Raw genomic sequence first — 13,297 nt, 5'->3', positions numbered from 1 at the left:
TTAAACCGCCGCGGGTGTTTCACGGGCTTAACGCTTGGCCTATCTATCGGTCCGTTAACGCATTTCTTTATTGGCAAATGGCGCGGGGTTGATTAACGGTCGCGCAACTGGCGATATTGTTCGCGCCTTTCTCTCTCAGGACTCCTTTCATGTCGCTCGACACCTTGATTCGTCGTTCCAGCCTGCCATGCCCGGACGTCGACGCCGTGCATGCCGGTGAATGGCTGGCGACGTATTACGGGCTGTCGGGAACATTAAAGGAGTTGGGCAGCCATCAAGACCGAAACTTCCTGCTGGACTGCGGGGACGGACGCCGTTTCGTCCTGAAGATCTGCCATGGCGCTTACTCAACCACCGAGCTTGCGGCCCAGCATGCAGCGTTGCGGCATCTGGGTGCTGAGCCGCAGGTGCGCGTTCCGGCCGTGATGCCAGGGCTGAACGGTGAAGACTTGTTGTCTGTCGATCACAACGGCAACGCCGTGCACCTGCGCGTTCTCGAGTTTATCGACGGACAATCACTGGCCCACGTCGCCCATCTGAACCGGCACATCGTGACCGGATTGGCGCAGCTCTGCGCCCGTGTTGATGTCGCGCTGGCCGGTTTCGAGCACCCAGGTCTGGACCGTGTGTTGCAGTGGGACCCGCGGCACGCGTTTGCGTTGATTGAGCATCTGCTCCCGGTCATTGCCGATGCCGACAAGCGCGCCTGTATCGCCGAGGCCGCCGAGCAGGCCCAGGCCTATTTGCTGCCGCTGGTGGCCTCATTGCCGGTACAGGCCATTCACATGGACATCACCGAATACAACGTGGTCTGGGCCCGGGACGCCCATCGCCAGTGGCAGCTTCAAGGGCTGATCGACTTTGGCGATCTCGTCCGCACGTGGCGCATCGCCGACCTCTCGGTGACCTGCGCCGCGCTGTTGCACCATGCCGACTGCGATCCGTTTTTCATCCTGCCCGCCATTCAGGCTTACCACCAAATCAACCCGCTTCAGAGCGAGGAGCTGCTGGCGCTGTGGCCGTTGATCGTCGCGCGCTCGGCTGTTCTGGTCTTGAGCAGCGAGCAACAGGCGAGCATCGAGCCAGACAACGGTTACATCCAGGCCAATCTGGCCAGCGAGTGGAACATCTTCGACGTCGCCACCTCCGTGCCGATTGCGCTGATGGAAGCGGCGATTCTCGACGCGGTGGGTGAATGGGAAGCGGACGAAGAAGCCGAGGCGTTTTCGCCGCTGTTGCCGAGCTTGAGCGGGCAAGGTTTTACCCTTATCGATCTGGGTGTGCTCAGCGAGCATTTCGTGGCGGGCAACTGGGAACACAGTGGCATCGACGAACAACTGCTGAAAGACGCGGCTCAACACCACGGCCTGGCGGCCAGCCGCTATGGCGAATACCGGCTGTCCCGCACGCTGTCGGACAGCGCGAAAGAGCCGGACACCTTCGCGCTGCACACCGAATTGCAGATCCCCCACGGCACCGCTGTCCATGCGCCATTTGCCGGGAGCCTGCGTCACACCGCCGACGGCGCGTTGCAGTTGGTGGGCGCGGAAGTGAGTCTGCGCCTGTGGGGCGTGCGTTCTGATTTCGACTCCGGCGTCGAGTTCGACGCGGGCGACGTGATCGGGCAGGGCGGCGGCGCGTTGATCGTGCAGCTGTGTTCGGAGCCGGACGTGAGCCCGCCGCTGTTCACCACGCCTTCGCGGGCAGCCGCCTGGCGTGCGTTGTGTCCGTCCCCCAAAGTGCTGCTGGGTTTTGATTGCGATGCGCCCGCACTGGCAGATGCCGCCGCGTTGCTCGCCCGTCGCGACGCCAGTTTTGCCCGTTCGCAAAAGCATTATTACCAAGCCCCGCCGCAGATCGAGCGCGGCTGGCGCAACCACCTGATCGACATGCAGGGCCGTTCTTATCTGGACATGCTCAATAACGTCGCGGTGCTCGGTCACGGCCATCCACGCATGGCTGAGGTTGCGGCGCGGCAGTGGTCGCTGCTCAACACCAACTCACGCTTTCATTACGCGGCAATCGCCGAGTTTTCCGAGCGGCTGCTGAAGCTGGCGCCCGCCGGCATGGACCGGGTGTTTCTGGTGAACAGCGGCACCGAGGCGAATGATCTGGCGATTCGTCTGGCCTGGGCGTACAGCGGCGGGCGCGATGTCTTGAGCGTGCTGGAGGCCTATCACGGCTGGTCGGTGGCGACCGATGCCATCTCGACATCCGTCGCCGACAATCCGCAAGCGCTGAGCACGCGTCCCGACTGGGTCCATCCTGTGGTCGCGCCCAATACCTATCGTGGCGAGTTTCGTGGCGCGGACAGCACGCCGTTCTACCTGCGCAGCGTAGACGCGCACTTGACCGCGCTAAAGGAGCAAGGTCGGCAAGTGGCGGGCTTCATCTGCGAACCGGTATACGGCAACGCCGGCGGGATTTCGTTGCCGCCGGGTTATCTGCAGCAGGTGTACGACAAAGTCCGCGCCCAAGGCGGGGTGTGCATCGCCGATGAAGTGCAGGTGGGTTACGGCCGTCTCGGTCATTACTTCTGGGGCTTCGAAGAGCAGGGCGTGACGCCGGACATCATCACAATGGCCAAAGGCATGGGCAACGGTCATCCCCTCGGCGCCGTCATCACCCGTCGCGAGATCGCCGAAGCGCTGGAAGCCGAGGGCTATTTCTTTTCGTCGTCCGGCGGCAGCCCGGTGAGTTGCCGCATCGGCATGGCAGTGCTCGACGTCATGGAGGAAGAAAAGCTGTGGGAAAACGCCCGCGTGGTGGGCGGCTATTTCAAGGAGCGCCTGCTGGCGCTGATCGACAAACATCCGCTGGCCGGGGCTGTTCACGGCTCGGGGTTCTATCTGGGGTTGGAACTGGTACGCGACCGCGAGACGCTGGAGCCTGCAACTGAGGAAACGACCTACTTGTGCGACCGTCTCCGTGAACTGGGGATTTTCATGCAGCCCACGGGGGATTATCTGAACATTCTCAAGATCAAACCGCCGATGGTGACCAGCCGCCGGAGCGTGGACTTCTTTGTCGAGAGCGTGTCGAAGGTGCTGAGTGAACTGGAGAGTTGAGTGGGCTGTCCCAGCCTTGTATTGGCCGATATTTATCGGTGTAAATTGCCACGGCAAGCGCAGGAAGCTTGATTAATGTTTTTAAATCCGATTTTTATCGTCTATAACGTCTCTCTTATTTTGCTGTAGACGCCCTCGTCGTCTCATGGAGTTCTGATTACTGTGACCACTCTCAACAGCACCCCCCGCGCCGATGGCTTCTACATGCCTGCCGAGTGGGCGCCGCAGACGCAAACCTGGATGATCTGGCCCGAGCGCCCTGACAACTGGCGTCTGGGCGGCAAGCCCGTGCAGAACGATCACGTCGCAGTGGCCAAGGCCATCGCCCGTTTCGAGCCCGTCACCGTTGGCGTCTCGGCCGCACAGTACGACAACGCCCGCGCGCGGCTGGACGTGCCCAACATTCGCGTGGTCGAGCTCAGCAGCAACGACGCCTGGGTACGCGACAGCGGCCCAACCTTCGTCATCAACGACGCGGGGGAGGTTCGCGGCGTCAATTGGGGCTTCAATGCCTGGGGCGGTTTCGACGGCGGGCTGTACGCACCGTGGAACCTGGATGAACAGGTCGCCAGCAAAGTGTTGGAAATCGAGCGCTGCCCGCGCTATGTCACCGAAGGTTTCGTGCTGGAAGGCGGTTCGATCCACGTCGATGGCGAGGGCACGCTGATCACCACCGAAGAGTGCCTGCTCAATCGCAACCGCAACCCGCACCTGTCTCGCGAAGACATTGAAGCGGTGCTGCGCGATCACCTGTCGGTCGAAAAAATCATCTGGCTGCCGGATGGTTTGTATAACGACGAGACCGACGGGCATGTGGATAACTTCTGCTGCTACGTACGCCCCGGTGAAGTGTTACTCGCCTGGACAGATGATCCGAAAGACCCCAATTTCCCGCGCTGCCAGGCAGCCATGAAGGTGCTGGAAAATGCCCGCGACGCCAAGGGACGTCCGTTTGTCGTACACAAGATGCCGATCCCGGGTCCGCTGTATGCCACCGAAGAAGAGTGCGCCGGGGTTGATCAGGTGCACGGCAGTCAGGAGCGCAACCCATCGGTGCGTCTGGCCGGCTCGTACGTGAATTTTCTGATCGTCAACGGCGGGATCATTGCCCCGTGTTTCGACGATCCGATGGATGACACGGCCCGCCAGATCCTCCAGCAGCTGTTCCCGGAACACGAGGTGGTCATGGTCCCTGGCCGCGAAATGCTACTGGGCGGAGGCAACATTCACTGCCTTACGCAGCAGCAACCGGCCCCCCACCGGGGCTGAGTTGGTTCGCTTCTTGCTGTCATCAAGCCCATCAGACGATGGGCTTTTTTATGGGCGGACGGTTTCCGGTCAGCCGTAGGAAGATGGGATCCCAGCGGTGCGTAAATGCCCCCGCAAGGTCGTCCGTCTGTAACAAAAGCTCCGTAGATTTCGCAGTCCACGACATAAGAGGTTGTCCTTATGAACGCAGGTCATGAGTTGCGAGTGACTCGAGGTTTTTCTGCGAGCAGTGAAGCACGGCAGATGATGGCGGACTGGTTACGGACGACCCGGATCCCGATGGTGCCCATGCACGACGAACAGGCGCTGAAACAACGGGGCGATTTTCGCAAGATGCTAACGAAGCGGTACCCCAGCGGGCTGATCAACGACGCCGAGATCGAAGCGTTGCTGGGCGTGCTCCACAGCTGACGAAGTTAGAGCAACAGGCATTACAGGGCCTCCGTTTGACTCCCATCAAATTGACACCCTCGGCAGACGGGGGATAGCATTCGCGCCTCCACCGCCTGTGGCCTAGCGCCATGTACGTGCATCAGTAGTCCACTGCGATGATTTCGTGCGGGCTTCCGGAACGGTTCCAGTCCCGGAAGACGCAACTGCCCACCCGGGGCATTTGCCACAGCGCGCGATTAATCCGCTCACAAGGACAACAAGATGAAACAGCGTATCGGTCTGCTCGCTCTGGGCATCCTCGCCGCCACTCACGCCATGGCGGACGGTCAGGCAGATTCCAAAGGATTTGTTGAAGACAGCAGCCTGAAGATCAACCTGCGCAACGCCTACATCAATCGCGATTACAAAAACGGACCGCAGGACCGCTCGGAATGGGGTCAGGCGTTCATGGCCGGCTACACATCCGGTTTCACCCAAGGCCTGGTGGGCGTTGGCGTTGACGCTTTCGGTCTGTACGCCGCGCGTCTGGACGGTGGCAAGGGCAAGAGCGGCGCGGGCGGTATCGACTTCTTCAAGCAGGGCGACAGCGGCAACGCGGCGGACGACCTGTCGCGCTTTGGCGGCGCGGTCAAATTCCGGGTGTCCAATACCGAACTGAAGTACGGCGACATGATGCCGGAGCTGCCGGTGCTCAATTACGACAACTCTCGCCTGCTGCCTGAGTCGTACACCGGCACTATGATCACCTCCAAAGAGATCAAGGGCCTCACGCTGGTGGCCGGCCGCTTTACCGCCGAAACCCGCAAGAGCGCCGAAGGCCGCGACAGCGGTGATCTGAAAAGCATCAACGTCTACGGCGGCAGCTACAAATTCACCGAGGCCCTCAGCGCCGCGTTTTACGCCTCCGACGACGAAGACGTGCTGAAGAAGCAGTACGTGAACCTGAACTACGTCTGGGCGATGCCGAAAGATCAGTCGCTGACCTTCGATTTCAACGGCTACAAGACCAAGCTGGACAAAGACTTCGCCGTCGACGACGCCCGCGACAACAAGATCTGGAGCCTGGCGGCGACCTGGGCGGTGGGCATCCACTCGTTCACGATCGCGCATCAGCGCAGCACCGGCGAGACCGGTTACACCTACGGCGGCTACCGCAACGCAGGCGGCACCGGCGATGGCGGCAATACCATCTACCTGGCGAACTCCTACTGGTCGGACTTCAACGGCAAGGACGAGCGTTCGTGGCAGGTGGGCTATGGCGTGAACCTGGGCACCGTTGTGACTCCAGGCCTGAGCTACCGCGTGGCCTACGTGCGCGGCGACAACATCGACGACGGCAGCGACCGTGGGCGTGGCGAAGAGCGCGAATTGTTCAGCCAGTTGACCTACGTGGTCCAGAGCGGCCCGGTCAAAGACCTGTCGGTGCGCCTGCGTAACTCGTTCTTGCGCGTCTCCAACGATGTGGATCAATACAACGTTGGCGGTAACGAAACCCGGATCTTCGTCGATTACCCGATCAACGTGTTCTGATGTGTGAAGTCTTCTGACCGACGTGAATCTGTAGGAGATTCATGTGGTCCAGACGTCGCGCTTTCGCAAGGCAAACACCGTCCCTGTGGGAGTGAGCTTGCTCGCGAAGACTGCATTACAGCCGCTGGAGATCTAGCGGCTGCACCCGTTTCTTCGCGAGCGAGGTGGATCGCCAGCCCGCTCGCTACCGCAGACTCAGCCGGTCCTCTGCAGCGGTAGCAAGGTGTTCACTGCACTGGCGATCCCTCCCGCTCTCCCGCTACCATCGCTGCATCCCACTCCAGCCGGTTTCATCATGGCAATCGCCGCGCCGCCCGACCTCTCCAACACCGCCGTCCCCGTGCAGCCTTTGTCGCGGACGTATCCGCGGGGCTTGTACATCGAGCCCCATGAGCATGAGTGGGGGCAGGTGCTGTACGCGATGTCTGGCGTGATGTGGGTCGAGACGCCCAACGAAGCGCTGGTCGTGCCGCCGCAGCGCGCGGTCTGGTTGCCGCCCGGCGTGCCCCATGGCATCCGCGTGGTGTCGGATCTGGAAATGCGCAACATCTACCTGCGCCCGGCGCTCGCCCGAACCCTCGACACCACGGTTCAGGTCCTGGAAGTCGGTCGCTTGTTGCGCGAGCTGATCGTCGGTCTGGTGGCCGAGCAGGACAAGGAATCGGACTACTACGACGCCGTGGTGAACCTGGCGTTGCTCGAACTCAAGCGCGCCCGGCGTTCGCTGCTGAAAGTGCCGATGCCCGATGACAGCGACCGCAGACTGATGAGCGTCTGTCAGGCGGTGATGATCGAGCCGTCCATCGACGTGTCGTTCGAGCAGCACGCGGAAAACGCCGGCGCCAGTGTGCGAACGTTGTCGCGGCTTTTCCAAGCAGTGCTCGGCATGGGCTTCGCCGAATGGCGGCGGCAGGTGCAACTGGCGACCTCGGTGGCGGAGATCATTCAGGGCGTGCCGGTCAACGCCATCGCCCGCTCCATGGGTTACTCGCCGAGCAGCTTCAGCGACATGTTCCGCCGCGAACTGGGCATGGCGCCTTCTCAGTACCCGGTCATTGATCCATCCCACTAGCGCCTGCGCCGACTCTGTCCGAAATTCAGAAGCACTTGGCCGGTAGCGTTCGCCGGCCCTGCTTACACTCTGGTCATCGCTTAACGCAGTCGCGCCGCCATCGAGCTGCGCGTCCCACGCACCGGAGTTTGTCATGAGCTACGTCATTTCCCTCGCAATCGGTATCGCCGTCGGCTTGCTGTATGGCCTGCTGGACTTCCGCTCACCGGCACCGCCTCTGGTCGCACTGGTTGGCTTGCTCGGCATGCAGGCTGGTGAATGGCTGTGGCCGGTGGGCAAGCAGTTCTTTTCCAACCTGGCGTCCTGAATCGACGACCTCCCTTTCCTACTCTGGATGAACCCATCATGAAAGCACTGCAATTCTCCCGCACCGGCGACCTGGCTGCGCTGGAAGTCGTCGATCTGCCCACGCCTGTCCCCGCGGCCGGCGAAGTTCTGGTGCAGATCAAAGCAGCGGGCCTGAACCCCAGCGACGTAAAAAACGTCCTGGGCCGCTTTCCCTACACCACGATGCCACGCATTCCGGGCCGTGACTTCGCGGGCGTTGTCGTCGAAGGCCCGCAAGAACTGATCGGCAAAGAAGTGTGGGGCACCGGCAAGGAGATCGGCTTTGTCCGCGACGGCTCCCACGCCGGCTACATCACGCTGTCGGCCAAGGGCGTGGCGATCAAGCCGGCGTCGCTGAGCTTCACTCAGGCCGCCAGTCTGGGCGTCCCGTACACCACGGCGTGGGACGCACTTGAGCGCAGCCTCGTGCAGGCCGGCACTCGGCTGCTGGTCATCGGTGCCAATGGCGCAGTGGGAAGCGCCGCCATCGCACTGGCGAAAGTGCGCGGCGCCCAGGTGCTGGCGGCGGTGCGTAAAACGGACCAACTGAAAGCGCTGCAAGAGCAAGGCTTCAACGCGATCCAGCTCGACAAGCCAGAAGACCTGGGTGCTCAAGTGAATGCCGTGTTTTCAGGCGGCGCTGATGTGATCTTCGACACCACCGGCTTCTGGCTGCCGGCGGCTGTGCCTGCATTGGCGCAATTCGGTCGCATCGCAATCATCGCCGCGCCGGTAGACGGCCACGTGCAATTGCCGGCGCTGGCGCTGTACCGCAAGGGCGGTTCGGTGGTTGGGATCAACTCGCTGCTGTACGGCGTTGAAGCCTGCGCGCGAATGCTTGAGCAATTCGGCAAACAGTTCGACGACGGCACCTTGCCGCTGCCTACCGGGCTGATTGAATCAACGCTGGAAGAAGGCCTGGCGCGTTACGCGGAAGTCAATCAGGGCGGCGCCGACAAGGTGATTCTGGTGCCATGACAGAGACACCTGCCTGCAGACAAGATTGCCCGGTTTACAAGCCGGGCAACCCTTTCAGATAGTCATGCTGAACGCGTTTGATCGACCCGTCTGCCTGAAGCGTGTCGATCGCTGCCTTCAGCTTCTCGACCATCTGGGGGTCGCAGTCCTTCGAGCACGCCAGATACAGATCGGCGGTCATCAACGCTCGGCTCATCATCAGCGGGCGATCGCTGATCTGCTTCCAGATGTAGAGCGTTTCCGGCACGCCGTTAAACCACGCATCTACCCGGCCCTTGAGCAGCATCAGTGCCGGGTTCTCGCCGATCTTCAGCGGATAAATCTGAGCCGCTGAAAAACCCTCCTCACGTAGACGCGTCTCCTGCGCCGAGCCACTGCCGACGGCGATCATCTTGAAGGTCTTGCGCGCCTCCTCAAAACTCTCGACGTGACGATCAAGGCTGAAAAACGCCCTGTCCATCGTCATCAGGGGAGCGATCCAGGTGAAGCTGTCTTCCCGGCTTTGAGTGCGGGTCAGCGGCGCAATGAGCTTGTTCGCCCCAAGCGCCACATCGCGTTGCGCGCGCGGCCACGGCGGCGACAGCAAGTGGGCGGAATACCCCGCCATCGCCATGGCCTGAAGGCTGATGTCGCCCGCGATCCCGTGCCGGTCGCCTTGACTGGCCATCGTCAGCGGCGGCGCTTCGGCCACGAACAGGTCGACGGTCGGCAGCGCAAACGCTGCTGACGAGCACGCCAACAGCGCGCTGGCCGCGCAATGGATACAGCGGGAAATCCATTTCATGGCAGTCATGCTCAAAGGGAATAGGGCGCCGGGACAGTCCTTGTGCCAGGTGTGTTATCCAGTCTGGCATCGGTTTGTCATCTCTGCCGGGCGCAGTGCGCATCCAGCGTCGATTCCGGGGGAATATTTGAGCGAAGGCGAATCAGGTCTTGTTGTGCTCATTGGTGTAGCGCCCGCTCAGCACCCAGCCACACTCCAGCAACGTCTCGATCCAGTCCTCATACGAGTCATCGACATCCAGCAAATTCATGAACTGGTCCTCGATATGGCAGCGGAAGGTCTGCTCCTCGACGTTCCACTCGACATCCCGAATCCGCCAGACGCGCTGCATCGGCAACTGAATGTTCAAGCCATGGAAGGGGACGAACGGCAGCTCCACTTCGTAGAGCAGCTTGGACCATTCGGACGAAATCTCCGGGGTCTGGTGGGTCCAGACGTACTTGATCAATCGGACTTTGTGCACGGTTGGGCCTTCTATCGTGTTTCTGATGGCGGGTCGCTGTCCTGACGCAGACGCGAGGGCCCGTTGGATGGGTATACGTTACTCGATGGGGGCGGGATGGGGGAGGGGGAATCTGGCAGACGCCACATGAACATGGCGCCTTGACCGGCGATGAGTGGTTGTATGCCAGTAGCCGGGCTCAAAGCGCTGCTGGCAGCTTTGGTGTTCCTGTGGCTAGACCTGAACCCGAGTGCCATGCCAGGCGGGAAGGTTTTTGCGTGCATGCGATATCAAGATGTGGCGAACCTTATTGCTTAACTTCAGAAGGTTCCTACGTCACTGCGGGAGGGTCGGCCTATGGTGGGCGCACTGGGTCATGAAATACTCGGTTCCAAATTTCGTGCACCCTCTCAGCCATGATAAAAAGCGGGCGGTGCCCAAAGCTGGGAGTTGTCAGGGAGACGTTGAATGTTCTTTTGGCATATCGTGCCCTCGTGGCATCAGATCGAAGATCAGGTAAGGCAGGAAATGGGCTACCAAGGTGGTGCTCGATTTAGAAACCATTGGGGCGAGCCTGCGGCATCCCTCAGCCTGAATATCCGCCGTGTCGAAAGCGTCAGGTCTGCGTTTTATCAAGCTGAATGGCAGGCAGCAGACTTACTGCGCCGACGTTTTGCCGACCTCGAAATTTCCATCATCATCGACGACTTGATTGATGTGGTGACCCAGATGGCAATGATCGTCGCAGGTAGTACCTTGACTGGAGCTGCCATCGGCGCGGGAGTGGGCGCATTTTTCGGCGGTGTGGGTGCTGCCCCGATGGGTGCCGCCGGGGCTGCAATAGGTTTGCAGGTCAGCAGTTGGATATTGACAATACTTGGCCTGCATTCCGTTGCGGAATTTTTCGTCGAAGGCCTACCTCGCGTCGGCGAGTATTACCTGACCGGGATTCAAACTGCATGGGAGGGCCCACGCGGCGAAGAAGGATTGGCCCCCTTCAGCCAAGATGACCCTTATGCTGTGAGCAGCGCTGCCCATAACATCGCACTCGGCCATGTAGAGGTAGTCGTTCTGCTGCTAGGTGCCATTGTTGAATACCTGACGCGTGGTCGGGGAAACGCAGGCAGGCTAGCTCAGGAGATGGGAGCCAGTCCGAAAGGCGCAAACATTGGGCAGTGGATGCTTAAGCATGAGGATGCGTTGAAGAGTAGGCCTGATCTGCAAAAGGCTGAGCCGCACAAAGGTGCGATGGGGCCACAACATCCGCAAGAATCTTCTTCCTCGCCTAGCTCTGATGCTAAATCCCCAAGGGAGCTGAAACCTAGGCTAACTTATGAAAATCCTAGCAACCTAATACCGACTCAGACCAAATCGGAAATGTCTGGATCACAGATTAAGCGTCTCGCAAAAAGTATGGAGAAGAATGGTTTTGACCCCAGCTATCCAGTTGACGCTTGGAGGAACCCGAGTACAGGGCGACTTGAAATTCAGGATGGGCACCATAGGGCTCAAGCCGCAATAAAGGCGGGTATAGAGAAAATTCCGGTAGAAGTTTGGGAGTGATGTGATGAAGAAAAAATATATGGCTGCTTTCTTGATTCCTATCGGGGTGGATAAAGTGTTAGGTGAGGATGGTTGGGAGTTTGAGAGCTCTCAGCGACTATCTAAAGATATTGCAGAGCACTTGATTGCGGCATTGAAGTTCGACTTTGTTGAGATGTATTCGGGGATCAAAAAATACGTAAGCGACGATATTGGTATGTCCATATTTTTCGATGACGATAACGAGGTGGAGAATTTTTACTTTCAGGTTTCAGAGGATTCACTAAAAGCGCTTGCAGAGGTATGCCAAGGCCCTGAGGTTTCTTCTGAAGCAGAATTATTCGTTCCTCAACAAGGCTAAAGACTGTATAGGAATGTCGGTTTAATAAAAATTTAAGAAATTGATTTGGTATCAGGGACGGAGGCGGCGTTTTTCGGACACGGTATTCCCTGCTCAGTGGGCATATATCGTGGGCGAACTGATGATAAATTACGAGTATGCTTTTGATCTTGCTAGAAAGTATATTGGAAATCTGCGATACCCTTAGAGATAGTCGGGGGAGGGGATTTTCAAGGTGGATGGTTGTCTTGCTTTCAGTTAGTTGAGTATTTAAGAACCGTAAATCGGTGTGATCAGTTAGCAGGAAATAGCCCGTTTCGGACCGAACGGAACTCTGGTGAGTTGATTGAGTTGGGCGCGGCTAAGCCCGTTGCGGAATATCTAGACGTTTATCTGTCTGTCATGAAGCACAAATCACACTCGAAGTCCGGCCCTGCCTTAAGTTTTTACACAAAGGTAGAGCTCCGCTAAGCTTGACCTTCTGGCGATCCCGATGCATCAAGCTCTAGTGAAGGTATCCCAAAGTGTCTGGCGGATGCCGTCGAGTTTTAAGTTGGCCGCAATACGTTGCTCGACGGTGTCGCGGTCGATGTAAGCGTCCGAAAACCCAGATTTAGATCCGGCCATTGTTCTGTATATCGAACCCGCTTGCTCCCATGCAGAGTTATTGGGCAGAGCGCCTTGGGAAAGCATACTTAATACACCATCAATGCCTCTGTCAAAATCTCTACATCCTTCATCGTGATAGATCTTTTTAAGCTCTACAAGCTGGGCCATCAGCTCCGGGATATTCATGGTTGCGTTTTGCCTGGCGAGGGATCGAATTCTCGGTGCACGACAACATCAAGTCCTTCCTCCTTGTCGGGAGCCCTGAAGTAGCTAGTGATCAACTCAAACTCAGCGTCAGTCGCTGCAAATTCATGCTCACCGCGCTTGTTCCTAAGGTGCAGCCGGGCCCGGCAAGTTTCGTCGTCGACGTTGAGGACGTGCAGGCTGTGCGGGGCTTGGGCGCGATCAGCCAGACTGCGCAACCACTGGCGGTCTGCGGGAGTGTTCGCTGGAAAATCGAGAACTACATTGACGCCCGCCGTCAGCATATCGATGACCAAGGGGCCAATGACATCTCGAAGCTGTCGTGAGAGTTTTACATAGTCATCGACCGAGTGAATTTGGCTTGCGTAGAGCCTTGAGAGCCAATGATCTTCAGTCAGCAAGAGCGCCGCATGTTTTGTTTTTAGAGCGTTCGCTAGCGTTGATTTCCCGGATGCGATCTTGCCGCACAGGAGGTGGAGCATGGGCTTGGCTATAGTGCCGTGTCCTTATGTCGAGCCACGATGATGCCCGTGGATTGAGGCCGGGACAATGAGGGGCTGTGTTGAGTCAACTGCGGGCTTTCAGTAGGTGAATGCGTCACGGAACTCCCATTTTGAAGTCCAACAAAAAAGGCCCACCTTTCGGTGAGCCTTTTTGCTAAATCTGGTGCCGGCACCAGGAGTCGAACCCGGGACCTACTGATTACAAGTCCAAAAAGACCGCCCGGGCCCCTCAGCGC

13 protein-coding genes are annotated in these 13,297 nt (G+C 59.0%); 9 read left to right on the top strand and 4 right to left on the bottom strand.

From position 1 onward, the window contains the following. Nucleotides 1–149 precede the first annotated feature (149 nt). From ABEH28_RS06815 to ABEH28_RS06785, 7 genes are all read left to right on the top strand, one after another. Nucleotides 150–3,068 (top strand): aminotransferase, encoded by a 2,919-nt coding sequence (locus ABEH28_RS06815; protein ID WP_346629471.1) that lies wholly within the window; start codon nt 150–152, stop codon nt 3,066–3,068. Nucleotides 3,069–3,230: 162 nt separating this feature from the next. Then, complete coding sequence (gene aguA, locus ABEH28_RS06810) at nt 3,231–4,337, top strand: agmatine deiminase (RefSeq protein WP_346629470.1); 1,107 nt, start codon at nt 3,231–3,233, stop codon at nt 4,335–4,337. 288 nt (nt 4,338–4,625) lie between these two features. After that, complete coding sequence (locus ABEH28_RS06805) at nt 4,626–4,748, top strand: hypothetical protein (RefSeq protein ID WP_274598082.1); 123 nt, start codon at nt 4,626–4,628, stop codon at nt 4,746–4,748. A gap of 243 nt (nt 4,749–4,991) precedes the next feature. Beyond that, on the top strand, nt 4,992–6,260 hold the full coding sequence (locus ABEH28_RS06800) for an OprD family porin (protein WP_192171318.1): 1,269 nt from the start codon (nt 4,992–4,994) through the stop codon (nt 6,258–6,260). Nucleotides 6,261–6,555: 295 nt separating this feature from the next. Then, complete coding sequence (locus ABEH28_RS06795; RefSeq protein WP_346629469.1) at nt 6,556–7,332, top strand: helix-turn-helix transcriptional regulator; 777 nt, start codon at nt 6,556–6,558, stop codon at nt 7,330–7,332. Nucleotides 7,333–7,465: 133 nt separating this feature from the next. Further along, nucleotides 7,466–7,639: a DUF1427 family protein gene (locus tag ABEH28_RS06790; protein ID WP_133773621.1), complete on the top strand. Its 174-nt coding sequence runs from the start codon at nt 7,466–7,468 to the stop codon at nt 7,637–7,639. Between the two features lie 38 nt (nt 7,640–7,677). Beyond that, nucleotides 7,678–8,637: a zinc-binding alcohol dehydrogenase family protein gene (locus ABEH28_RS06785; RefSeq protein ID WP_346629468.1), complete on the top strand. Its 960-nt coding sequence runs from the start codon at nt 7,678–7,680 to the stop codon at nt 8,635–8,637. Between the two features lie 34 nt (nt 8,638–8,671). On the opposite strand, the gene ABEH28_RS06780 is transcribed toward ABEH28_RS06785, so the two are convergent. Then, nucleotides 8,672–9,421, bottom strand: a complete 750-nt coding sequence (locus ABEH28_RS06780; protein WP_346629467.1) for an ABC transporter substrate-binding protein — start codon at nt 9,419–9,421, stop codon at nt 8,672–8,674. Between the two features lie 142 nt (nt 9,422–9,563). Then, entirely contained in the window at nt 9,564–9,884 is a 321-nt protein-coding gene (locus ABEH28_RS06775) for a hypothetical protein (RefSeq protein WP_037016364.1), read from the bottom strand. A gap of 447 nt (nt 9,885–10,331) precedes the next feature. Here ABEH28_RS06775 and ABEH28_RS06770 point away from each other — a divergent pair, with 447 nt between their 5' ends. Together ABEH28_RS06770 and ABEH28_RS06765 are read left to right on the top strand one after the other, a co-directional pair. Beyond that, nucleotides 10,332–11,426: a ParB/RepB/Spo0J family partition protein gene (locus ABEH28_RS06770; RefSeq protein WP_346629466.1), complete on the top strand. Its 1,095-nt coding sequence runs from the start codon at nt 10,332–10,334 to the stop codon at nt 11,424–11,426. 4 nt (nt 11,427–11,430) lie between these two features. Next, entirely contained in the window at nt 11,431–11,766 is a 336-nt protein-coding gene (locus ABEH28_RS06765; RefSeq protein ID WP_346629465.1) for a hypothetical protein, read from the top strand. A gap of 477 nt (nt 11,767–12,243) precedes the next feature. Here the strand turns inward: ABEH28_RS06765 and ABEH28_RS06760 are convergent, their stop codons facing one another. Beyond that, nucleotides 12,244–12,540 carry a hypothetical protein gene (locus tag ABEH28_RS06760; protein ID WP_346629464.1) on the bottom strand — a complete coding sequence of 99 codons (297 nt, stop codon included), beginning with the start codon at nt 12,538–12,540 and terminating at the stop codon, nt 12,244–12,246. After that, a complete protein-coding gene (locus ABEH28_RS06755) occupies nt 12,537–13,052 on the bottom strand; it encodes an ATP-binding protein (RefSeq protein ID WP_346629547.1) in 516 nt (171 codons plus the stop codon). The genes ABEH28_RS06760 and ABEH28_RS06755 overlap by 4 nt, the downstream gene beginning before the upstream one ends. Nucleotides 13,053–13,297: the final 245 nt, after the last annotated feature.

The organism is Pseudomonas sp. Ps21-P2 (genome assembly GCF_039672565.1).
GTDB lineage: Bacteria > Pseudomonadota > Gammaproteobacteria > Pseudomonadales > Pseudomonadaceae > Aquipseudomonas.
This window is presented reverse-complemented; position numbering and strand designations above follow the sequence as displayed.